The 21,463-nt window shown below is 64.1% G+C and carries 19 protein-coding genes; 8 read left to right on the top strand and 11 right to left on the bottom strand.

Annotated elements, in window-relative coordinates:
* Positions 1-259 precede the first annotated feature (259 nt).
* Positions 260-463 carry a cold-shock protein gene (locus NLN62_RS38630; protein ID WP_027523877.1) on the top strand — a complete coding sequence of 68 codons (204 nt, stop codon included), beginning with the start codon at positions 260-262 and terminating at the stop codon, positions 461-463.
* Positions 464-551: 88 nt separating this feature from the next.
* Here the strand turns inward: NLN62_RS38630 and purN are convergent, their stop codons facing one another.
* The gene (gene purN / locus NLN62_RS38625) at positions 552-1,205 is read right to left on the bottom strand and encodes a phosphoribosylglycinamide formyltransferase (RefSeq protein WP_027523876.1); all 654 of its coding nucleotides are present in this window, start codon (positions 1,203-1,205) and stop codon (positions 552-554) included.
* A gap of 5 nt (positions 1,206-1,210) precedes the next feature.
* On the bottom strand, positions 1,211-2,284 hold the full coding sequence (gene purM / locus NLN62_RS38620; protein WP_254112205.1) for a phosphoribosylformylglycinamidine cyclo-ligase: 1,074 nt from the start codon (positions 2,282-2,284) through the stop codon (positions 1,211-1,213).
* A gap of 155 nt (positions 2,285-2,439) precedes the next feature.
* Here purM and NLN62_RS38615 point away from each other — a divergent pair, with 155 nt between their 5' ends.
* The 4 genes from NLN62_RS38615 to ppx all read left to right on the top strand — a co-directional run bounded on the left by NLN62_RS38615 (position 2,440) and on the right by ppx (position 7,609).
* Positions 2,440-2,982 (top strand): CDP-alcohol phosphatidyltransferase family protein, encoded by a 543-nt coding sequence (locus NLN62_RS38615; protein WP_027523874.1) that lies wholly within the window; start codon positions 2,440-2,442, stop codon positions 2,980-2,982.
* Positions 2,983-3,074: 92 nt separating this feature from the next.
* Complete coding sequence (locus NLN62_RS38610; RefSeq protein WP_027523873.1) at positions 3,075-3,752, top strand: DnaA ATPase domain-containing protein; 678 nt, start codon at positions 3,075-3,077, stop codon at positions 3,750-3,752.
* 149 nt (positions 3,753-3,901) lie between these two features.
* Complete coding sequence (locus NLN62_RS38605; RefSeq protein ID WP_027523872.1) at positions 3,902-6,091, top strand: RNA degradosome polyphosphate kinase; 2,190 nt, start codon at positions 3,902-3,904, stop codon at positions 6,089-6,091.
* A gap of 15 nt (positions 6,092-6,106) precedes the next feature.
* Entirely contained in the window at positions 6,107-7,609 is a 1,503-nt protein-coding gene (gene ppx / locus NLN62_RS38600; protein WP_027523871.1) for an exopolyphosphatase, read from the top strand.
* 21 nt (positions 7,610-7,630) lie between these two features.
* On the opposite strand, the gene NLN62_RS38595 is transcribed toward ppx, so the two are convergent.
* Together NLN62_RS38595 and NLN62_RS38590 are read right to left on the bottom strand one after the other, a co-directional pair.
* Entirely contained in the window at positions 7,631-8,023 is a 393-nt protein-coding gene (locus NLN62_RS38595) for a nuclear transport factor 2 family protein (protein WP_254112204.1), read from the bottom strand.
* A gap of 29 nt (positions 8,024-8,052) precedes the next feature.
* On the bottom strand, positions 8,053-9,732 hold the full coding sequence (locus tag NLN62_RS38590) for a glutamine--tRNA ligase/YqeY domain fusion protein (protein WP_254112203.1): 1,680 nt from the start codon (positions 9,730-9,732) through the stop codon (positions 8,053-8,055).
* Between the two features lie 155 nt (positions 9,733-9,887).
* Here NLN62_RS38590 and gltX point away from each other — a divergent pair, with 155 nt between their 5' ends.
* Both gltX and gltA read left to right on the top strand, forming a co-directional pair.
* The gene (gene gltX, locus NLN62_RS38585; protein ID WP_254112202.1) at positions 9,888-11,312 is read left to right on the top strand and encodes a glutamate--tRNA ligase; all 1,425 of its coding nucleotides are present in this window, start codon (positions 9,888-9,890) and stop codon (positions 11,310-11,312) included.
* A 142-nt stretch (positions 11,313-11,454) separates the two neighbouring features.
* On the top strand, positions 11,455-12,756 hold the full coding sequence (gene gltA, locus NLN62_RS38580; RefSeq protein WP_027523867.1) for a citrate synthase: 1,302 nt from the start codon (positions 11,455-11,457) through the stop codon (positions 12,754-12,756).
* Positions 12,757-12,838: 82 nt separating this feature from the next.
* On the opposite strand, the gene NLN62_RS38575 is transcribed toward gltA, so the two are convergent.
* The 4 genes from NLN62_RS38575 to lpxA all read right to left on the bottom strand — a co-directional run bounded on the left by NLN62_RS38575 (position 12,839) and on the right by lpxA (position 16,727).
* Positions 12,839-13,778, bottom strand: a protein-coding gene (locus NLN62_RS38575; RefSeq protein ID WP_371932905.1) for an IS630 family transposase whose coding sequence is annotated in 2 segments (ribosomal slippage) — positions 12,839-13,441 and positions 13,443-13,778 — 939 coding nt in all. Because the reading frame shifts where the segments join, the coding sequence is not laid out codon by codon here.
* 89 nt (positions 13,779-13,867) lie between these two features.
* The gene (gene lpxB / locus NLN62_RS38570) at positions 13,868-15,058 is read right to left on the bottom strand and encodes a lipid-A-disaccharide synthase (RefSeq protein WP_254112201.1); all 1,191 of its coding nucleotides are present in this window, start codon (positions 15,056-15,058) and stop codon (positions 13,868-13,870) included.
* Positions 15,055-15,912 carry an LpxI family protein gene (locus NLN62_RS38565; protein ID WP_035662772.1) on the bottom strand — a complete coding sequence of 286 codons (858 nt, stop codon included), beginning with the start codon at positions 15,910-15,912 and terminating at the stop codon, positions 15,055-15,057. Before NLN62_RS38565 ends, lpxB begins: the two co-directional genes overlap by 4 nt.
* 20 nt (positions 15,913-15,932) lie before the next feature.
* Positions 15,933-16,727, bottom strand: coding sequence for an acyl-ACP--UDP-N-acetylglucosamine O-acyltransferase (lpxA, locus tag NLN62_RS38560; RefSeq protein WP_254112200.1), 795 nt, complete (start codon positions 16,725-16,727; stop codon positions 15,933-15,935).
* Between the two features lie 159 nt (positions 16,728-16,886).
* Here lpxA and NLN62_RS38555 point away from each other — a divergent pair, with 159 nt between their 5' ends.
* The gene (locus NLN62_RS38555) at positions 16,887-17,225 is read left to right on the top strand and encodes a KTSC domain-containing protein (RefSeq protein ID WP_027523863.1); all 339 of its coding nucleotides are present in this window, start codon (positions 16,887-16,889) and stop codon (positions 17,223-17,225) included.
* A gap of 19 nt (positions 17,226-17,244) precedes the next feature.
* Here NLN62_RS38555 and fabZ read toward each other — a convergent pair whose 3' ends face one another.
* From fabZ to bamA, 3 genes are read right to left on the bottom strand one after another with little or no spacing between them, the layout of a single operon-like run.
* Positions 17,245-17,703, bottom strand: coding sequence for a 3-hydroxyacyl-ACP dehydratase FabZ (fabZ, locus tag NLN62_RS38550; protein WP_027523862.1), 459 nt, complete (start codon positions 17,701-17,703; stop codon positions 17,245-17,247).
* Positions 17,703-18,767 carry a UDP-3-O-(3-hydroxymyristoyl)glucosamine N-acyltransferase gene (gene lpxD / locus NLN62_RS38545; protein ID WP_254112199.1) on the bottom strand — a complete coding sequence of 355 codons (1,065 nt, stop codon included), beginning with the start codon at positions 18,765-18,767 and terminating at the stop codon, positions 17,703-17,705. Before lpxD ends, fabZ begins: the two co-directional genes overlap by 1 nt.
* Before the next feature lie 32 nt (positions 18,768-18,799).
* Positions 18,800-21,331 carry an outer membrane protein assembly factor BamA gene (bamA, locus tag NLN62_RS38540; RefSeq protein WP_254112198.1) on the bottom strand — a complete coding sequence of 844 codons (2,532 nt, stop codon included), beginning with the start codon at positions 21,329-21,331 and terminating at the stop codon, positions 18,800-18,802.
* Positions 21,332-21,463: the final 132 nt, after the last annotated feature.

Genomic DNA, 21,463 nt, shown 5'->3' with positions numbered 1-21,463 from the left:
ATACCCGCGCTGTGGTACCGCTGCCACAGGTCGCAAACTGTGCCACCGCGATTTGGATCGGGACTTGAATTTTGCACGCTGCTTGCTAGCGCGCGATTTTCATGTTGCAATATCCGGCACAATCGGATTTGGCCGCTCGACTGTGCGTTTCGCGACATTGAGACTCAAGACTCGAACAGACTTCCGGAAGCCCGTTTGTGGCGTGGCACGCGCAAAGACGTGGCCGCGTCTTTTTTATGTCTAAAGGAGGAGACTGGCGATGCAAAAAGGCACCGTCAAATGGTTCAACCCGACAAAGGGCTATGGCTTCATCAAGCCGAACGGCGGCGACAAGGACGTGTTCGTCCACATCTCCGCGGTCGAGCGCGCTGGGCTGACGACCCTTAATGAAAATCAGGTGGTTGAATACGATCTCGTGGAGAACCGCGGCAAGACTTCCGCGGAGAACCTCAGAGTTCACTGACTTTCTGCCAACGATCGACATAGACAAGCATGAATCCCCCCGGCTCCGCCCGGGGGATTTCATTTGTGGCTCAAGCCTGGATGGCGCTTCAGCCCACCACCGGCGAGATCAGGAAATTCTCCGAGCCCCCGCTCCCCACGGTCTTGCAGACGTCACCGTCGATCCGGACCTTGCCGGTTGCAAGCAGGCGCAGTGCTTCGGGATAGATGCGGTGCTCGACTTCGAGGATGCGCTCGGACAGCGTATCCGGCGTGTCGTTGTCACTGACTGGAACCGCGCCCTGCATCACGATCGGGCCGGCATCGGTCGCGGGGATCACGAAGTGCACCGTCGCGCCGGACAGTTTGACGCCGGCGCGCAAGGCCTGGCCGTGCGGGTCGAGGCCGGGGAACGACGGCAGCAGCGAGGGATGGATGTTGAGCATCCGCCCGTACCAGCTTTGCGTGAACTCGGCCGTGAACAGCCGCATGAAGCCGCCCAGACAAATCAGCTCGATGCCATGCTGGTCGAGCGTAGCCTGCAGCGCCGCCTCGAAGCCGGCGCGGTCCTTGCCGAATGGCTTGCTCTCGACCAATAGCGTCTTCACGCCGCTCGCCCTCGCCTTCTCCAGGCCCAGCGCGTCGGCCTTGTTCGAGATGACGAGCGAAATCTCCGCTGGAAAATCCGGCGCGGCGGCGGCCTTGATCAGCGCCGCCATGTTGGAGCCTCGGCCGGAGATCAGGATGGCAACGCGGCGCTTCATGAGTTTTACAGCGACAGGTCGAGGTGGCCGTTATAGACGACGCGATGCTCGCCCTCGGCCGGGATCACAGTGCCGAGCTGCGCCACCGTCTCGCCGGCGTCGGTGAAGACTTGCATCACCTTGTCGGCGGCATCCGGCTCGACGATCGCGATCATGCCGATGCCGCAGTTGAAGGTGCGCAGCATTTCGAGCTGGGCGATACCGCCTTGCGCCGCCAGCCATTTGAACACCGGCAGCACCGGCAGGTTCGCGAGATCGATGCCGACGCCGAGATGCTTTGGCAGCACGCGCGGAATGTTGTCGGTAAAGCCGCCGCCGGTGATGTGGGCAAGGCCCTTCACCGCGCCGGTCTCGCGGATCGCGCGCAGGCAGGATTTGACGTAGAGCCGGGTCGGCGCGAGCAGCGCGCCCCCGAGCGTCATGACGGGCGCAAACGGCGCCTGGGCCTCGAAGCTGAAGCCGGACTGCTCGACGATCTTGCGCACCAGCGAGAAACCGTTGGAATGCACCCCGGAGGACGCCAGGCCGATCACGGCATCGCCCGCGGCGATATCCTTTCGTGGCAGCAGCGTCCCGCGCTCGGCGGCGCCGACCGCGAACCCGGCGAGATCATAGTCGCCGTCCTTGTAGAGGCCCGGCATCTCGGCGGTTTCGCCGCCGATCAATGCGCAGCCGGACTCGCGGCAGCCTTCGGCGACGCCCGCGACGATCGACGCGGCAGCCTCGGGATCGAGCTTCCCGCAGGCGAAATAATCGAGAAAGAACAGCGGCTCGGCGCCCTGCACCACGAGGTCGTTGACGCTCATGGCAACGAGGTCGATGCCGATCCCGCCATGCAGGCCGGTCTCGATGGCGATCTTGACCTTGGTGCCGACACCGTCGGTGGCGGCGACCAGGACCGGGTCCTTGAACCCGGCTGCCTTGAGGTCGAACAGGCCGCCGAAACCGCCGATCTCGGCATCGGCGCCGGCACGCGCGGTGGCGCGCACCATCGGCTTGATCAGGTCGACCAGGCGATTGCCCGCATCGATGTCGACGCCTGAATCGGCGTAGGTAAGGCCGTTTTTGCGGTCGGTCATGCCGGATTTCCAGTGGATTTGCGGCTGGTTACGTCGAATTCGAGGGCCGCGCAATGGCTCGCAAGGGGCCTGAGGCTATACTATGTAGACATATCAACCGGTTCAGCCTCCAAAGGGCCGGATTCGGGGTCACACCGGGTGCCGGGAAGCGCCGCGTGAGTATTCCAAACATCATTACCCTGGGCCGCATCATGCTGGTCCCGATCATCGTCTGGGCGATTGTGTCGAGCCAGATGGAGGTGGCGTTCGCCGTCTTTCTGATCGCCGGCATCAGCGACGCTGTCGACGGCTTCCTGGCAAAGCGCTTCAACATGAGGAGCGAGCTCGGAGCCCTGCTCGATCCGCTCGCCGACAAGGCGCTGCTGGTCTCGATCTATCTGGCGCTCGGCATCTGGGGCGACATCCCGCGCTGGATCGTGATTCTGGTGGTCTCGCGCGACATCATGATCGTCGCCGCCGTGATCGTCTCCTGGCTGTTCGACAAGCCGGTCGAGATGAAGCCGTCGAAGGTGTCGAAGCTCAACACTGCAGCCCAGGTGGCCTATGCGGCGCTGGTGCTGGCCTCCCTCGCCTTCGGCTTCAAGCCCGGCCCCTATGATATAATCCTGATGGGCCTCGTCACGGTCTTCACACTCTCCTCCGTGTCGCTCTATCTCGTCGAGTGGCTGCGGCACATGAGCACGATCGAGGCCAAATGAGGGGGATGCGGTCCCGCAAAAGGCCAACTCCCGCTCGATACGTCGAATCTCTTCAAACGAAGCCGGCTCGCCCGGCATGGAGCAAAGCAAGCGTGGCAGGCCGCGTTCATCCCCGACAACTGGCGTTTTCGCTTCCGCATGCGGAAAGCCTGAGCCGGGACAATTTTCTCGAAGGCCCCGCCAACGCCGCCGGTCTCGCCCTGATCAACGGCTGGCCCGAATGGCCAAACCGGGTCATGTGGCTGGCCGGGCCCGAAGGCTCGGGCAAGAGCCACCTCGCCGCCATCTGGGCTGAAGAGGCCGGCGCCCGTTCCACCACCGCCAATGCATTGACCGCGGCCGCCGTGCCCGGAGCGCTCGCCACGGGCGCACTGGTCGTTGAGGACCTGAAATCGAAGGACCTCGACGAGCGCGCGCTCTTCCATCTGTTGAACCTCGCGCGCGAGGACGGGGCCTACGTCCTGCTCACCGGCCGCGAGGTACCGGCGGCGCTGGAGATCGAGCTGCGCGACCTCCGCTCGCGCCTGCGCGCCGTGCCGGTGGTGTCGCTCCTACCCCCCGACGACCAGCTCTTCCGCGGCCTGATCGTCAAGTTCTGCGCCGACCGCCAATTGAACGTCGATGAGAGCGTGGTCGGCTATCTGGCGACCCGCCTGGAGCGCTCCTCCGCCGCGGCGCGGCGGGCCGTGGAGCTGCTCGACAGCGAAGCCCTGCGGCTCGGCCGGCCCGTGACCCGGGCGCTTGCCGTCGAATTGCTGCGCGACGCCTGATCCTTCCAGGCTTGGTCCGCCGCAGCCGCTTGACGGCGCCGGGCGGCGGAACATCAATGTCATCGAAACGTCATCGCACTAACACATGCTCTGCGCCGGTTTTGCGCATAAGTCGCAAGATAAGGCGAAAGAAGATGGATCGACTTCTCATGGACTCCGCGCAAGCTGTTGAAATCAAAGAAAAAGAACCGGAATCGACAGGCCTGCCTGCGATCGCCACGAGCCCGGAGCGATTCATCAATCGCGAGCTTTCCTGGCTGCATTTCAACCGCCGGGTCCTGGAGGAATCGGTCAATCCCCACCATCCGGTGCTGGAGCGGGTGCGATTCCTGTCGATTTCGGCAAATAACCTTGATGAGTTCTTCATGGTCCGTGTCGCCGGCATCAAGGCGCAGGTCCGCGAGGGCATTCCCGAGCGCAGCCCCGACGGCCTGACCCCGTCCGAGCAGCTCGCGCTGATCAACCGCACCGTCTCGCAACTCGCAAGCGATCAGCAGGCGATCTGGCGCGATCTGCGCGGTACGCTCGCCGACGTCGGCATCGTGCTGGTCGACGGCAAGGACGTCACCAAGGCGGAGAAGAACTGGCTCGAGGACCACTTCCTCCACAACGTCTTTCCCTTGCTCACTCCGCTCGCAATCGATCCCGCCCACCCCTTCCCGTTCATTCCGAGCCTGGGCTTCACCATCGCGCTTCAGCTCACGCGCGCCGCTGACGGCAAGCAGATGAACGCGCTGATCCGCATGCCCGGCAAGATCGACCGCTTCGTCCGCTTGCCCGCGGATGGCGTGGTGCGATTGATCTCGCTGGAACAGATGACGGCCCTGTTCATCAACCGCCTGTTCCCCGGCTACAACGTCCACGGCCAGGGCGCCTTCCGCATCATCCGCGACTCCGAAATGGAGATCGAGGAAGAGGCCGAAGACCTCGTGCGCGTGTTCGAGACCGCGCTGAAGCGACGCCGCCGCGGATCGGTGATCCGGCTCGAGGTCGACGCCAAGACGCCTGAACAACTGCGCAGCTTCGTGCAGCACGCGCTCTCTGCGGCCGAAGACGAAGTGTTCCTGGTCGACGGCGTGCTCGCCATGAACGAGCTGTCGCAACTCACCCGCCTCGATCGCCCCGACCTCGAATTCACCCCTTACGTGCCGCGTCATCCCGAGCGCGTGCGCGAGCATGGCGGCGATATCTTCGCCGCGATCCGGCAGAAGGACCTCATCGTCCATCATCCCTACGAATCCTTCGACGTCGTCGTGCAGTTCCTCCAGCAGGCCACGCGCGACCCCGACGTCGTCGCGATCAAGCAGACGCTGTACCGCACCTCCAACAACTCGCCGATCGTGCGTGCGCTGGCCGAGGCCGCCGAGGCGGGCAAGTCCGTCACCGCGCTGATCGAGCTCAAGGCGCGCTTCGACGAGGAGGCCAATATCCGCTGGGCGCGCGACCTCGAGCGCGCCGGCGTGCAGGTCGTCTACGGCTTCCTCGAACTCAAGACGCACGCAAAACTCTCGATGGTCGTGCGCCGCGAGGGCGGCAGCCTCACCACCTATGTTCACACCGGCACAGGCAACTACCATCCGGTGACCGCGCGCATCTACACCGACCTCTCCTACTTCACGTCGGACCCGACTATCGGCCGCGACGCTGCGCGCGTGTTCAACTTCATCACCGGCTATGCCGCGCCGAGCGATCTCGACAAGATGGCGGTGTCGCCGCTGACGCTGCGCAAGCGCATCATCGAGCACATCCAGGGCGAGACCGCGCATGCGCGGCACGGCCGGACCGGCGCGGTCTGGATGAAGATGAATGCCCTGGTCGACCCCGACATCATCGACGCGCTCTACGAGGCATCTCAAGCCGGCGTCCAGGTCGAGCTCGTGGTGCGCGGCATCTGCTGCCTGCGGCCGGGTATCCCCGGCCTGTCGGAGAACATCCGCGTCAAATCGATCATCGGGCGCTTCCTCGAACACGGCCGTATCTACTGTTTCGGCATGGGCCAGGGCCTGCCGAGCGCGAAAGCGGCTGTGTATATCTCGTCAGCCGACATGATGCCGCGCAATCTCGACCGCCGTGTCGAGGTGTTGTGCCCGCTGCAAAATCCGACGGTACATCAGCAGGTTCTCGAGCAGATCATGGTCGCCAACCTGAAGGACAATGAGCAGAGCTGGCAATTGTTGCCCGACGGATCGTCAACGCGTATGAAGGCCGCGAAGGGCGAGGAGCCCTTCAACGTGCACAACTACTTCATGACAAATCCGAGTCTGTCTGGCCGTGGAAAGTCGCTCAAGGAATCCTCGCCGCGGCGTCTCACGCGCCGGAACGAACGTCATCAGTCCTGATCGGAGATTGTTGCCGTGACACGGCCGCGCAAACGTGGCGCAAGCGTCGCGGTGATTGATATCGGCTCCAATTCGGTGCGTCTCGTCGTCTACGAGGAACTGGCGCGGAGCCTCATTCCGATCTTCAACGAGAAGACGCTCTGCGGTCTCGGCCGCGAGGTGCAGAGCACGGGTCTGCTCGCGCCCGACGCGGTCGACAAGGCGCTGACCTCTCTGAAGCGATTTCGCGCGCTCTGTCGCGTCATGCAGGTCGGCCGCGTCTTTGCGATCGCGACCGCCGCGTGCCGCGACGCCTCGAACGGCCCCGACTTCATCGCCAAGGCCGAGCGCATCTGCGCGGTAAAGATCGAGATCCTGTCGGGCCCGCGCGAGGCGCGACTCTCGGCGCTCGGCGTCGTCTCCGGCATCCATCATCCCGACGGCATCGTCGGCGATCTCGGCGGCGGCTCGCTGGAGCTCGTCGAGGTCCACCGCAACAGCGTGCGCAGCGGCGTGACGCTGCCCCTCGGCGGGCTCGCCCTGCAGGATCTCGCGCATAAATCGCTGAAGCGCGCCGACCACATCGTGCAGGAGGAGCTCGACGCGGTGGAGCAGCTCAAGGCCGGGCGCGGACGCACCTTCTATGCCGTCGGCGGCACGTGGCGCGCACTCGCCCGCATCCACATCATCCAGAGCGGCTATCCGCTCCAGGTGATGCACGGCTATTCGATACCGGCGGCGGACGCACTGGATTTCGCGCGACGCCTGCGGCGCCTGGCTGCGTCCAACATGCTGGCCGACATCGAACTGGTCGCCGATGCGCGGCGGCCTCTCCTCGCCTATGCCGCGCTGGTGCTCGAGCACATCATCCGCGTCGCACGGCCGAAGACGATCGTGTTCTCGACCTTCGGCGTGCGAGAAGGCCTGTTGCACGAGAAGCTGTCGGAAGCCGAACGCGCCAAGGACGGATTGATCTGCGCCGCGGAAGAGCTGAACCAGCTGATGTCACGCTCGGCGCGCCATGCCCGCGAGCTGATGGAATGGACCGATCGCTTCGTGCGCGTGGTGAAGCTACGGGAGACCGAGGAGGACCGCAGGCTGCGCCACACCGCGTGCCTGCTCTCCGACATCGGCTGGCGCGTCCATCCCGACCACCGCGGCGAGCAGACGCTGAGCCTCGTGGTCAACGGCAATTTCGGCGCAGTCAGCCATGAAGGCCGCGCCTTCGTCGGCCTGTCGGTGTTCTATCGTTATGCGGGCTTGAGCGAAGAGAACCAGCCGCCGCTGACGATGCAGGAGCTGCTCACGCCTGCGCATCTCGAGCGCGCCCGGCTCTTGGGCGCCGCGTTCCGCGTCGCACATCTGATCTCGGCGGCCCGGCCCGGCGTGCTGCCGGCCACCCATTTCCGCAGCACGGGCCGCAAGCTGATGCTGGTGTTCGAGCACCGCCTCGGCGATCTCGTCGCCGACCGCGTCGGCGGCCGCTTCAAGCAGCTCGCCCGCCTCGTCGGCCGCTCGGGGTCCATCGTAAGGCGTTAAGGCCAACAGCTTCGAGAGGCGCTACTGCGCGATGAGCGCCGTCCTCGCGGAGACGTGATGGCACGCAATCTTCCAGTCGCCATCCTCGCGGACGATGACCCAGGTGATCTTGACCGAGAGCGGCGGGGCTTCCTCGCCGAGGTCGAACGAAGCGATGGCGGCCATGTTGACCACCTCAGGCGTGACGTGCGCGCAAGCTACGTCCGAAAACGAAACGCTCGGCGCTCGCCAGCGTGGCAGACCTTTGAAATACGCCGCAACGCCGTCGCGGCCGCGATAGAGCGTTGGATTGGAGCCATAGAAGAACGCGTTCCTCGAATACAGCGACGACAGCGCCGCCGCATCCAACCTTGCGAAGCCGGCAGACCATTTCGCGATGATGGCGGAAACGATGGCGTCGGGTTCCTCCTGCATGCGACAGCTCAGCCTCTGTCAGCCCTTTCTCAGCCCTTGGCGACTTCCTTGGCAAAGGTGTCGCGCAATCCGATCGTCCGCGAAAACACCGGCTTGCCCGGCGTCGAATCCTTGTCGCGCACGAAGTAGCCCTGCCGCTCGAACTGCATCGGCTCGGTCGCATTGCTCTCGGCAACCGACACCTCGATCCGCGCGTCGGGAAGGATCTCCAGCGACTGCGGATTGAGATCGGCGGCAAAATTGGCAGCGTTCGGGCTCGGGTTCGAGAACAGCTGGTTGTAGAGGCGGATCTCCGCCGACACCGACTGCGCCGCCGGCAGCCAGTGCATCGTCGCCTTGACCTTGCGGCCGTCGGGCGCGTTGCCGCCCTTGGTCAGGGAATCATAGGTGCAGCGGAGCTCGACCACCTCGCCGGCGTCGTTCTTGATCACGCCGGTGCACTTGATGAAATAGGCGTAGCGCAGCCGCACCTCGTTGCCCGGCGACAGGCGGAAGAACTTTTTCGGCGGGTTTTCCATGAAGTCGTCGCGCTCGATATAGATCTCGCGAGAGAACGCGATCTTGCGCGTGCCGGCCGATGCATCGTCGGGATGGTTGATCGCCTCGAGCTCCTCGACCTGCCCTTCCGGATAGTTCTCGATCACGACCTTCAGCGGCCGCAACACCGCCATGCGCCGCTGCGACGTGCGGTTCAATTCCTCACGGATGCAGAATTCGAGCATGCCGACATCGACCACGCTGTTGGCTTTCGCCACACCGATGCGCTTGACGAACTCGCGAAGTGCGGCCGGCGGCACGCCACGGCGGCGCAGGCCCGCCATGGTCGGCATGCGCGGATCGTCCCAGCCCGCGACATGGCCGTCGCGCACGAGCTGGGTCAGCACGCGCTTCGACAGCACCGTGTAGGTCAGGTTCAGCCGTGCGAATTCATACTGATGCGGCTCCGAGGGCACCGGCAGCTTCTCGATGAACCAGTCATAGAGCGGACGGTGGTCCTCGAACTCCAGCGTGCAGATCGAATGCGTGATGCCCTCGATCGCATCCGACTGGCCATGCGCGTAGTCATAGCTCGGATAGATGCACCACTTGTCGCCGGTGCGCGGATGATGCGCATGCAGGATGCGATAGAGCACGGGATCGCGCAGGTTGATGTTGGGTGAGGCCATGTCGATCTTGGCCCGCAGCACGCGCGCGCCGTTCGGGAATTCGCCGGCCTTCATGCGCCGGAACAGGTCGAGGTTCTCCTCGACCGTGCGGTCGCGGAACGGCGAGTTCTTGCCCGGCTCCGTCAGCGTGCCGCGGGTAAGCCGGATCTCGTCCTGGGTCTGGTCGTCGACATAAGCGAGCCCGTCGCGGATCAGCTTCTCCGCCCATTCGTACAGGCGGTCGAAATAGTCCGAGGCGTAGAACAGGTTCTTGCCCCAGTCGAACCCGAGCCAGTGCACGTCGGCCTGGATGGAGTCGATATATTCCTGCTCTTCCTTGACCGGATTGGTGTCGTCGAAGCGCAGGTGGCAGCGGCCGCGAAATTCCTCGGCGATGCCGAAATTGAGCGCAATCGACTTGGCATGGCCGATATGCAGATACCCGTTCGGCTCCGGCGGGAACCGGGTCACAATCTCCTTGTACTTCGCCGCATCGAGATCGGCCTGGACGATGTCACGAATGAAATCGCGCCCCGCCTCAGTCGCCACCGGTTCTGTCGTCATGCCGAAAATCCTGTAGGGAAATCAGCGGTCCTTCTGCCAGTTTCGGAAGGCTGAGCCAAGCCCTCAGCCCGGTCCGATGCGGTCCGCCGGCAGGCTTTAGTTATGCACCGTTCCTGCTATACACCACCGCCTCCAATGCATAGGCCGTTCCACTCATGACCGATTCCGTCGTCACGCGCTTCGCCCCCTCGCCGACCGGCTTCCTCCATATCGGGGGCGCCCGCACGGCGCTGTTCAACTGGCTCTATGCGAAGAAGCATGGCGGCAAGATGCTGCTCCGGATCGAGGACACCGACCGCGAGCGCTCCACCGAGGCGGCGATCGGCGCCATCCTCGACGGGCTGAAATGGCTGGAGCTTTCCTGGGATGGCGACGTCATCTACCAGTTCAGCCGCGCTGCCCGCCACCGCGAGGTGGCCGAGCAGCTGCTCGCCGACGGCAAGGCCTATCATTGCTACGCCACCGCCGAGGAGCTCGCCGCGATGCGCGAGAAGGCGCGCGCCGAGGGCCGCACCCGCCTCTATGACGGGATGTGGCGCGATCGCGATCCGGCAACCGCGCCCGGCAATGTCAAGCCGACGATCCGGCTGCGCGCGCCGCAGACCGGCGAGACCGTGATCGAGGACCAGGTGCAGGGCCGCGTGGTTTGGCAGAACGAGAACCTCGACGACCTCGTCTTGCTGCGCGGCGATGGCACGCCGACCTATATGCTCGCGGTGGTGGTCGACGACCACGACATGGGCGTCACGCATGTGATCCGCGGCGACGATCATCTGATCAACGCCGCGCGCCAGAAGCAGATCTACGATGCGATGGGATGGGCGCTGCCGAGCATGTCGCACATCCCGCTGATCCACGGCCCGGACGGCTCAAAACTCTCCAAGCGGCATGGCGCACTCGGCGTCGATGCCTACCGCGCCATGGGCTATCTGCCGGCCGCGCTACGCAATTACCTCGTCCGCCTCGGCTGGAGCCATGGCGACCAGGAGATCTTCTCGACCGAGGAGATGATCGCCGCGTTCGACCTCGCCAGCGTCGGCCGCGCTGCCGCGCGTTTCGACTTTGCCAAGCTCGAGAACCTCAACGGCCACTACATCCGTAACGCGGACGATCAATCGCTCGTGAGGATGTTCGAGGACGTGCTTGACCACGTTCCGGGACGTGCCGAACTCAAGGCCAAGCTGAACGATGCCACGCGCGCGCAGCTTCTGAAGGCCATGCCGAGCCTCAAGGAGCGCGCCAAGACGCTGATCGAGCTGATCGACGGTGCCTATTTCATCTTCGCCGACCGCCCGCTGGAGCTCGATCCTAAGGCCGCAGCCCTGCTGACGCCGGAGAACCGGGCCCTGATCGGCCGGCTTCATTCCGCGCTGGAGAATGTCGAGAGCTGGAGCGCGGCCACCGCGGAGGCCGCGCTGCGCGCCTATGCCGAGGAAAATAGTCTCAAGCTCGGCGCGGTCGCCCAGCCGCTGCGGGCAGCGCTGACCGGACGAAGCACTTCACCCGGTATATTCGAGGTTTTGGACGTCCTGGGGCGCCAGGAAAGCCTGGGCCGGCTGAAGGATCAATCTACGACCTAAGTCCTGTGCGGTGCCCATCTTGCAGCGCACACAGCAATAATATACCCATCTCACCCGTACCTTCTGGAATATCCGGCTTGCCCCGCCATCTTTTGGGGGACGATCAGGTCCGGCCCGTTTCACAATTCATCGGGGACTTACGATGGACGCAAAATCCACAAAAACAGCAACGCTGACGGTCGGAAACAAGAACTACGATCTCCCGATCCTGAGCGGCAGCGTCGGGCCTGACGTCGTCGACATCGGCAAGCTCTATGGCCAATCCGGCCTCTTCACCTACGATCCGGGCTTTACCTCGACCGCGAGCTGCCAGTCCAAGATTACCTATATCGACGGCGACGCCGGCGTGCTGGAATACCGCGGCTATCCGATCGAACAGCTCGCCGAGCACGGCGACTTCCTGGAGACCTGCTACCTCCTGCTTTACGGGAATTTGCCGACGGCGGCGCAGAAGAAGGATTTCGACTACCGCGTCACGCACCACACAATGGTGCACGAGCAGATGGCCCGCTTCTTCCAGGGCTTCCGCCGCGACGCCCATCCGATGGCGATCATGGTGGCAGCGGTCGGCGCGCTTGCCGCCTTCTATCACGACTCCACCGACATCAATGATCCGAAGCAGCGCATGATTGCCTCCATGCGCATGATCGCGAAGATCCCGACGCTCGCGGCGATGGCCTACAAGTACACCGTCGGCCAGCCCTTCGTGTATCCGAAGAACTCGCTCGGCTTCGCCGAGAACTTCCTCAACATGTGCTTCGCGGTGCCCTGCGAGGAGTACAAGGTCAGCCCGGTGCTCGCTGACGCGCTGGAGAAGATCTTCATCCTGCACGCCGACCACGAGCAGAACGCCTCGACCTCGACGGTGCGCATCGCCGGCTCGTCCGGCGCCAATCCGTTCGCCTGCATCGCGGCCGGCATCGCCTGCCTGTGGGGCCCGGCGCATGGCGGCGCCAACGAAGCCGCGCTGAACATGCTCTACCAGATCGGCACCGTCGACAAGATTCCCGAGTTCATCGCCAAGGTGAAGGACAAGAACAGCGAAGTCCGCCTGATGGGCTTCGGCCACCGCGTCTACAAGAACTACGATCCGCGCGCCAAGATCATGCAGAAGATGTGTCACGCCGTGCTCAAGGAGATGGGCCATGGCGACGATCCGATGCTGAAGGTCGCGCTGGAGCTCGAGAAGATCGCGCTCAGCGACCAGTACTTCATCGACCGCAAGCTCTACCCGAACGTCGACTTCTATTCGGGCATCACGCTGAAGGCGATGGGTTTCCCGGTCTCGATGTTCACCGTGCTGTTCGCGGTCGCGCGCACCGTCGGCTGGATCAGCCAGTGGAGCGAAATGATCGAGGATCCGCAGCAGAAGATCGGCCGCCCGCGCCAGCTCTACACCGGCGTCACCAAGCGCGACTACGTGCCGATCGACCAGCGGAAGTAAGGTCGGCTCCAAGGCCAAACGAAACGGCGCGATTGTGGATGGCGCCGTTTTTGTTTGTGATCGCCGCTAAAGCGTGATGGCATTAGGTTCGATAGCCTGAATTTTCGAGGTAGTTCGCGCATTCTCCAGGGGTGAATGCCGTCAGAACTTCACCGATGGCGGCGCAGACCGTATCGACGGTTCGGGCGGCGGCCTTTCGGAGCAGATGTTTGAGCTTGGCAAAGACCTGTTCGATCGGGTTCAGGTCGGGCGAGTATTTTGGCAGGAAGAACAGTTTGGCGCCGGCGGAGCGAATGAGCTGGCGCACGAGCTTGCTTTTGTGGCTGCCGAGATTGTCCATGACCACGATATCGCCAGGGCGAAGGGTCGGCAGAAGAACCTTCTCGACATAAGTCCGAAAGCTTACGCCATCGATTGGTCCCTCGATGAACCATGGCGCATCGATCCGGTCATGGCGCAAGGCGGCCAGGAAGGTCATGGTCTTCCAGCGTCCGTGAGGAACCTTGGCCGGAAGTCTGTGCCCGCGTGGGGCCCATCCCCGCAGCGGAGCCATGTCGGTCCTGGTCCAGGTCTCGTCGATAAAGACCAGCCGCTCAGCTTCGACGCGACCTTGATACTTTGCCCACTGGGCTCGCCGCCGCGCGACCTCGGGACGATCGCGTTCGCCAGCCGCCACGCTTTTTTTTGAAGCTGAGCTTCTCGGCATGCACGAAGTCCCACACCGAGTGGTAGTCGATCTTCAGACCGCGTCCGGCAAGCTCGGCAACGAGCCCGCGTATGGTGAAATCGCCGTCCTTGATCCGTTGCGACAGCCAGACCGCGTGGTCTCCCGAAACCGCCTTCGGCTTGTGACCGCCCATCTGGCCCGGAGCAACGCTGCCGGTCTCATCGACCCGCTTCATCCAGCCAATTGCCGTGCTGATCGCGACCCCAAACTGCTTGGCTGCCTGATTGCGGGACATCCCGCCCTCGATCGCGGCCACGACACGCTTGCGAAGATCCAGAGAATAAGGCTTGCCCATCCATGCTGGCCTCCGCCCAGCCAGCATGGTGAATCAGAAACAGCCTGATTTGGGAATCCCAAATCGATTCAACCTAACCCCATCCCGCTTTAGCCCAGCTTCCCCGCCCGCCCCTTCCGCATCGTCGCCAGCACGATGTCCGCCGCCAGCACGCTCGGCGACTTATTTCCGGTCGACATGATCGTGTCGAGCTGGGCGAAGGCTTCGACTTGCTGCTTGCGCAGCGGCGAGTCCGTCAACACCTCGGCCAGTGCCTGCGCAAGTTTCTCGGACGTGCAGTCCTCCTGCAGAAACTCGGGGATCACCTCTTTGCCGATTACGAGATTGGCGAGGATCACGGAGGAGACACTGATGGCGCGGCGCAGGATGAAGGCCTCGATCGCGCCGACGCGATAGGCCGTCACCATGGGAATGCCCGACAGCGCAAGCTCCAGCGTCACCGTGCCGGATTTCGCCAGCGCCGCGCGCGCGGTCCGGAACGCGGCTCGCCGCTCGGCTTCGCCCACCACGATTTGCGGCTTGACCGGCCAGCTTGCGGTGCCCTCGCGCACCGTTGGTTCGAGATGCGACATGGTCGGCAGCACCAATTCGAAGCGCTGGCCGCTAGCCTCCAATCGGCCGAGCGCCGCGCCGAACACCTCGAGATGATGCCTGATCTCGCTGCGCCGGCTGCCGGGCAAGACCAGCAGCACCGGCGGCTCGCCATCGCGGCGCTTCTGCTCCTCCGCATTCGGTCGCAGCGAGGACAATTGTTCGATCAGGGGATGGCCGACATAGCTGCACGGCGGGCCCCGCAGCTTGCGGTATTCCTCGGGCTCGAACGGCATCAGGCCGAGCACGTGATCGACATATGACAGCATGGCCCGCGCCCTGCCCGGCCGCCACGCCCAGACCGAGGGCGAGACGTAGTCGACGATCGGGATCGCCGGATTGCGTGCGCGGACACGGCGGGCGACGCGATGGGTGAAGTCGGGACTGTCGATGATGACGAGCGCGTCGGGCGCAGCTTCCGTCACGGCATCTGCGGTCTTGCGGATCAGGCGCAGGATTTTTGGCAGCTGCTGCACGACGGCAGCAAAGCCGACGATCGAGAGCTCCTCGATCGGAAAGAGTGAGACCAGCCCCTCGCGCGCCATGGTGCGGCCACCGACGCCCTCGAATTGCACGCCATCGCCGAGCCGCTGGCGCAGCACCTTCATCAGCGCAGCTCCCAGCCGGTCGCCGGACTCCTCCGTGGCGATCAGAAAAATCCTTCGCTTTGGATCGCGCCCAGACATCACGATTGCAGGCCGATGACGAAGAGGTAATTGGCGTCGGCGCGCTCGATCATCGCCTGCGGCTCGGCGGCGATGGTGTTGCCCGCGATCACGGCGATGCCCGAAAGGCCAGCGCTGGCGACACCTTCAACGGTGCGCGGGCCGATCGTCGGCAGATCGAAGCGCAGATCTTGTCCGCGCTTCGGCGCCTTGACCAGCACGCCGCGCCCGCGCGCCGCGCGGATGCGGCCCTCGCTGCGCAGCCGCGCCACACGCTGGAGCAGCCCGTCGGTGCCCTCGATGTCCTCGACCGCGACCACATGGCCGTCGATCACGACCACGGCCTGGCCGATGTCAAACGGGCTCAGCGCAGCCAGCACCGCGCGGCCGCGCTCGATATCACTCCTGGCGTTGTCTGCCGGCAAGGCACGGGTGATGCAGCCCTCGGGCATCAACAGATCAGGCGCGACGTCCTTGATCCCGACCATGCGAAAGCCGTCCTGCTCGAGCATGCGACCGACGCCGGAGAGCAGATGGTCGTCGCCCCCGCGAAACGCGCGGACGACGTGCCCGAGAAGCCGGAGTGTCTTGAGATCGAAGCGCACTTCCGACAGCGATGGCCGCATCAAGGTGCCGATGAAGATCAGGTCGCGGCAGCCCTCTTCACGAAACAGGCGCATGGCGCGGCCGAGCTGCCCCACCGAGATCCAGCGATGTCGGAATTTTTCCACCTGGACAGGATCGCAGGCGCCGCGGAGCGGAAACAGCACCGGTGCGATGCCACGTGCGGCGAGCGACTCCGCAACCGCAAACGGCATGGCGCCGCCGCCGGCGATGACGCCGACCGGTGACGAAATCTCTGGAGCCGCCGATGTCATGCTCGCGGCCATCCCCGTGCTTACTGCCCCATCGCGGGAAGACAGAGCGGGCGATGCTTGCCCTTGCCGATGAAATCGAGAATTTCGGCGATCGCGGGATCCTCGGCCGCAAGCGGCTGCACCGAAGCGAGCCGCTCGGCGAAAATCCCGGGGCCATGGAACAGCTTTTGATAGAACGCGCGCACGCTCGCGAGCCGCTGCTTGGTGAACTTGCGCCGCTTCATGCCGATGATATTGAGACCTTCGAGCACCGCATACTGGCCGTTGACGAGCCCGAAGGGGATGATGTCGTCGCGCACGCCACAAACGCCACCGACCATCACCTGCGGACCGATGCGCGTGAACTGGTGCACCGCAGACAACCCGCCGATGAAGACGAAGTCGCCGAGTTCACAGTGACCTCCGAGCGTCGCCGAGGTCGCGAAGATCGCGTCGTTGCCGACGTGGCAGTCGTGCCCGACATGGCTGCAATTCATGAAATAGCCGCGGTCGCCGACCTCTGTGATGCCGCCGCCGGCGACGGTGCCTGCATTCATGGTCACGGATTCGCGGATGGTGCAGCCTGAGCCGATCCGGAGCTTCGTCAGCTCGCCGCGATAGCTGAGCGACTGCGGCGGCGTGCCGAGCGAGGCGAACGGATAGATGGTGCAATCGTCGCCGATGGTGGTCTGCGCCGTGATGTGCACATGCCCGATCAGCTTGCAATTTCTGCCGATCACGACGTTCGGGCCGATGATGCAGTAGGGCCCGATCTCTGTGCCCTCGCCGATCACGGCGCCGTCTTCCACGCGCGCGGTGGGATCAATCTTGCTCATTAAGAAGGTCTGGCTATCCGTTGAAGTCGTTCGGTTTTCCGGTGGTTAGCGCGACTTTGCGTGATCTGTCCAGTGACGTATCATCTCGGCTTGTTTCAAGTTCGGAAGGAGCAAGCCTCCTCGGCTCGTTAACGACTTCACACGGAGCTTGAACAGAACGTGGTCAGGACCATAGCAATCCTGCTCTCGCAGTTGATGGCTGCGCCGATCGTATCTGAAACGGTCGAGATCAGAGGATGCGGCCGCGTCGATCTCGCGGCGTTCGCGTGCCGCGACATCAGCCGCAGCACCGTCCTCCAGCGCGTTTGCTACGACGTCTCGGAGAACGATCTGATCGTCGCCGTCAACGGTACCTATGATCGTTATTGCAGCGTACCAGCCGACACCGTTGCGGCTCTGATGGGCGCGCCGTCGATGGGCCAATTCTTCAACCGGACGATCCGGCGACCAGCCTCTGGCGAGCGCTATGACTGTCCGACGCAAAAGCCAGTGAAATAGCGCCGCGGGCCGGCTGGCCTCAGTCCGTCAGCATCGCGCCGACGTCGGCTTCGGCGACGACCTGACCGTTGACCTTGGCGTCGCCGTGAAACCACCACATCGCCTTGCGCCGACCGATCGAACGCATGTGGTATTCGATGGTGTCGCCGGGCAGCACGGGCTTGCGGAATTTGCACTTGTCGATGGTGAGGAAATACACCGCCCGCGGCTTCTCGGTGCCATCGACCGATGTGATGCCGATCACGCCGGCAGTCTGCGCCATCGCCTCGATCATCATCACGCCGGGATAGACCGGCCGCTCGGGGAAATGCCCCTGGAACGCCGGCTCGTTGAAGGTGACGTTCTTGATGCCGATACCGCTGTAATCGGTGCGGATGTTGATCACCCGATCGATCAGCAGCATCGGGAAGCGGTGCGGGAGCGTGCGCAGAATCGCATTGATGTCCACGAGTTCGAACCTGACCGGCGCTTCCTCCATCACTCCTGTCCCTCGTCCTTATCGGCCTTGCTGTCGCGCACCAGACGCTCCACCGCGATGATCTCCTTGAACCACTGCTTGGTCGGCTTGGCAAAAAAGCCGCCCCAGCGTCCGCCTGCCGGGATGTCGTCCTTGACGCCGCTCATCGCGGTGACCTGCGCCCCATCGCCGATCTTGAGGTGATTGTTGATGCCAACCTTCGCTCCCAGCGCCACGTTGTCGCCGATCGTCAGGCTGCCGGCGAGGCCGATCTGGGCCGCCAGCAGGCAGTTCCGGCCGATGGTCACATTGTGGCCGATCTGGACCTGGTTGTCGATTTTGGTGCCCTCCCCGATCACGGTGTCACGCAAGGACCCGCGATCGATGGTGGTGCCGGCGCCGACCTCCACGTCGTTCTGGATCAGCACCCGGCCGGTCTGCGGGACCTTGAGATGGCCCTCGGGACCGAAAAAGACGAAGCCGTAGCCGTCCTGGCCGATTGAGCAGCCGGGGTGGATCAGCACGTTGTTGCCGATCAGGGCGCACTGGATGGCCGTACGGGCGCCGACGTCGCAGTCCCGGCCGATCTTGACGCCGGGGCCGATCACCGCGCCGGCGCCGATCACGGTGCCGCTGCCGATCTCGACCTCGGGGCCGATGACGGCCAGCGGATCGACCACGACGCCGTCCTCGAGATGCGCGGTCGGATCGATGATCGCCGACGGCGCAATGCCGTCATTGCCGACCGAGGATTGCGGCCTCAGCGCATCGCCGTGCCATTCCCGGGCGATCCTGACGAAGGCGCGAAACGGCTGCGCCGCGCGTAGCGCGGCGACGTGGGCCGGCACCTGCGCCTCGAAGCGCGGGCTGACGAGGCAAGCTCCGGCCTTGGTCGCCTTGAGCTGGTCGACATATTTGAGGTTGTCGAAGAACGTCAGATGCATCGGGCCGGCTTCGTCGAGCGAAGCCAGGCCCGTGATGATGTGGCCGGCCCGGGCCGGGTCGACCAGCTGCGCCTTCGTCAGCGTGGCGATATCAGCCAGCGCCGACGCAGGCGGCTTCTTGAAGAAGGTCGGCTGCGCCATTCCACCCCGTCGAGGTCCGGCCGGAGATCAGCTTAGAACGACGTACCGCCGCCGAACCGGAACTGCTGCACGCGGTCATACGCGCCCTTGGTGAGCGGCACTGCGTAGTCGAAGCGCAGCGGTCCGAACGGAGACTGCCAGATCAGACCAACACCCACCGACGAGCGGACGACGTTACCGTTGTCATACACCAATCCGGTACAAGTTCCAGGCGTGGCCGGGTTGACGGTTGACGGCGTACAGTTCGAGTTCTTCGTCGTCGTCGTTTCGCCGGTGAACGCCCAGGTCGTCGGGCCCTGGTAGTCGTAGAGACCGCCGGCGTCGGCATAGACCGCGCCCTTCAGGCCCACTTCCTTGGGCAGGAACCAGAACGGCATCTGCAATTCGAGCGAAGCGCCCCAGTACTTCGTGCCGCCAAGCGCGTCCTGAGTGCCGTAGGGATTGAGGTCGCGCGGACCGATGCCGTTCGGCGCAAAGCCGCGGACGAGGTTCGGGCCCATTTGGAAGTGATCGAGCATGCGGATGTCGTTGTTGCCGATCTTGTTCAGGATGCCGCCCTGCAAGTGGACCAGGCCGACGAGGTCGGAGACCAGCGACTGGTAGTACTTCGCATCAACAGCCGACTTCAGATAGGTGACGTCGCCGCCGACGCCGGCGAAGTCCTGCTTGAAGTCGACCAGGAGGCCGTCGGTCGGGTTCTTGTTGTTGTCGAGCGTGTTGTAGTTCAGCGAGTAGCCGATCGCCGAGGTCAGCGTCTTGCCACCAGCGAGTTCCTTGCGCACCGGCAGCGAGGCTTCGCCGTTGGCGTAACAGCCGAGGCTGTTGGTGGTGCCCGCCAGACTGATGCCATTCGCATTTGCAAACGCCGGGCTCATGAAGTTCGGGTCGCCCAGCGTGTTGTTACAGTCCGTCAGGTAGGACGGCAGCGTGATCTCCTGACGGTAGACCGAGTAGCGCAGCTGCAGGGCCAGATCTTCGCGCAGGCTGAAGCCGAGCCGCGGGCTGAAGCCCAGCGTCTTGGTGCCGTAGGAGATGAAGCTGTTGGACAGTTGCGTACGCTGATAGAGGTCGAGGCCGAGCGCGACGCGGTAGTCGAGCAGGTACGGTTCGACGAACGACAGCGAATAGCCGCGCGCATACTGGCCGTAGGTGACGGAGGCCTTGGCGAACAGCCCGCGGCCGAGCAGGTTGCGCTCGGAGATCGAGACTTCGGCCAGCGCGCCGTCGGTCGTGGAGTAGCCGCCCGACACTGAGAAGTCGCCGGTGGACTTTTCCTCGAGATCGACGATCAGGACCACGCGGTCGCTGGACGAGCCCGGCTCGGTAGTGATCTTGACGGTCTTGAAGAAGTCGAGGTTCTTCAGGCGGCGCTCGGCGCGATCGACCAGCGCGCGGTTATAGGCGTCGCCCTCGGAGAGGTCGAACTCGCGCCGGATCACGTAGTCGCGCGTGCGGCTGTTGCCGCGAATGTTGATGCGCTCGATATAGGTGCGCGGACCTTCGTCGATGTTGAACACGACCGACACGGTATGCGCATCGAAATTGCGGTCGCCACCGGGCCGAACCACGGCGAAGGCAAAGCCGCGGCGCGAGGCCTCGATCTGCATTTCCTCGACCGACTTCTCGACCGACTCGACGTTGTAGAGCGAGCCGACATTGACGCGCGAATAGGTGCGCAGCACGTTGGGATCGAAGTTGGCGATGCTCGTGCGGAAGTCGACCGAGCCGACGCGGTACTGCTGGCCTTCCTCGATCTTGAAGGTGACGAGGAATCCCTTCCTCTCCGGATCGTATTCGGTGATCGCGGCGACCACCTGCACGTCGGCGAAGCCGTGCTTGAGGTAGAAGCGGCGAATCAGGTCGCGGTCGGCCTCGACCCGGTCCGGATCGTAGACGTCGGCACTGCCGAGGAAGCTCAGGAGATTCGTCTCACGAGTCTTAATGACGTCCCTCAGGCGATAGCTCGAATAGGCAACGTTGCCGACGAAGTCGATCGACTTGACGCCCGTCTTGGCGCCCTCCTCGATCGTGAAGATCAGATCGACGCGGTTGTTCGGCTGCTCGATGATCTCGGGCGTGACGTGCACGTCATAGCGGCCGGAGCGGCGATAGATTTCGGCGATGCGCAGCGTGTCCGACTGCACCACGGCGCGAGAGAACGTGCCGCGCGGCTTGGACTGGACTTCGGCGGTGAGCTGCTCGTCCTTGATCTTCTTGTTGCCCTCGAAGGCGACGCGGCCGATCACGGCGTTTTCAACCACCGAAACCACGATCCGGCCGCCGACGCGGTTGATCTTCACGTCCTGGAACAGGCCGGTCTCGATCAGCGCCTTGAGGCCGTCGTCGATGGCCGCCTGGTCAAGCCGCCCACCCGGGCCCGGCTTGAAATAGGAACGGATGGTCTCGACCTCGACACGGCGGTTCCCCTCTACCGCAATCGAATCCACGGTCTGGGCCGCAGCAGGCGAAGACACAAGAGCGGCCCCGACCGGGGCAAGCACCGGCACGCCGAACATGATCAGGGTGGCGAGCAGGCCCCCCCGGACCTTCATACCAAAAATCATGCGCAACGACGCCCTTATCATTCCAGTGCCAGACCCAACCCCAACGCCGGTCTGGGAGATTCCCCAAGTTTCATGCCGCTTGTAGCTAATTTCACCGACGCCGCAAACGGCCGAGCGCGCCGTAATTTCAAT

The organism is Bradyrhizobium sp. CCGUVB23, from assembly GCF_024199885.1.
GTDB lineage: Bacteria > Pseudomonadota > Alphaproteobacteria > Rhizobiales > Xanthobacteraceae > Bradyrhizobium.
This window is presented reverse-complemented; position numbering and strand designations above follow the sequence as displayed.

What these genes read in the sequence shown, in the direction of transcription:
- bamA (WP_254112198.1), bottom strand. Translation starts at nt 21,331, where the DNA reads ATGATTTTTGGTATGAAGGTCCGGGGGGGCCTGCTCGCCACCCTGATC.
- lpxD (WP_254112199.1), bottom strand. Translation starts at nt 18,767, where the DNA reads ATGGCGCAGCCGACCTTCTTCAAGAAGCCGCCTGCGTCGGCGCTGGCT.
- NLN62_RS38565 (WP_035662772.1), bottom strand. Translation starts at nt 15,912, where the DNA reads ATGACATCGGCGGCTCCAGAGATTTCGTCACCGGTCGGCGTCATCGCC.
- NLN62_RS38605 (WP_027523872.1), top strand. Translation starts at nt 3,902, where the DNA reads ATGGACTCCGCGCAAGCTGTTGAAATCAAAGAAAAAGAACCGGAATCG.
- lpxA (WP_254112200.1), bottom strand. Translation starts at nt 16,727, where the DNA reads ATGAGCAAGATTGATCCCACCGCGCGCGTGGAAGACGGCGCCGTGATC.
- purM (WP_254112205.1), bottom strand. Translation starts at nt 2,284, where the DNA reads ATGACCGACCGCAAAAACGGCCTTACCTACGCCGATTCAGGCGTCGAC.
- fabZ (WP_027523862.1), bottom strand. Translation starts at nt 17,703, where the DNA reads ATGGAGGAAGCGCCGGTCAGGTTCGAACTCGTGGACATCAATGCGATT.
- NLN62_RS38595 (WP_254112204.1), bottom strand. Translation starts at nt 8,023, where the DNA reads ATGCAGGAGGAACCCGACGCCATCGTTTCCGCCATCATCGCGAAATGG.
- gltX (WP_254112202.1), top strand. Translation starts at nt 9,888, where the DNA reads ATGACCGATTCCGTCGTCACGCGCTTCGCCCCCTCGCCGACCGGCTTC.
- NLN62_RS38590 (WP_254112203.1), bottom strand. Translation starts at nt 9,732, where the DNA reads ATGACGACAGAACCGGTGGCGACTGAGGCGGGGCGCGATTTCATTCGT.
- gltA (WP_027523867.1), top strand. Translation starts at nt 11,455, where the DNA reads ATGGACGCAAAATCCACAAAAACAGCAACGCTGACGGTCGGAAACAAG.
- purN (WP_027523876.1), bottom strand. Translation starts at nt 1,205, where the DNA reads ATGAAGCGCCGCGTTGCCATCCTGATCTCCGGCCGAGGCTCCAACATG.
- NLN62_RS38630 (WP_027523877.1), top strand. Translation starts at nt 260, where the DNA reads ATGCAAAAAGGCACCGTCAAATGGTTCAACCCGACAAAGGGCTATGGC.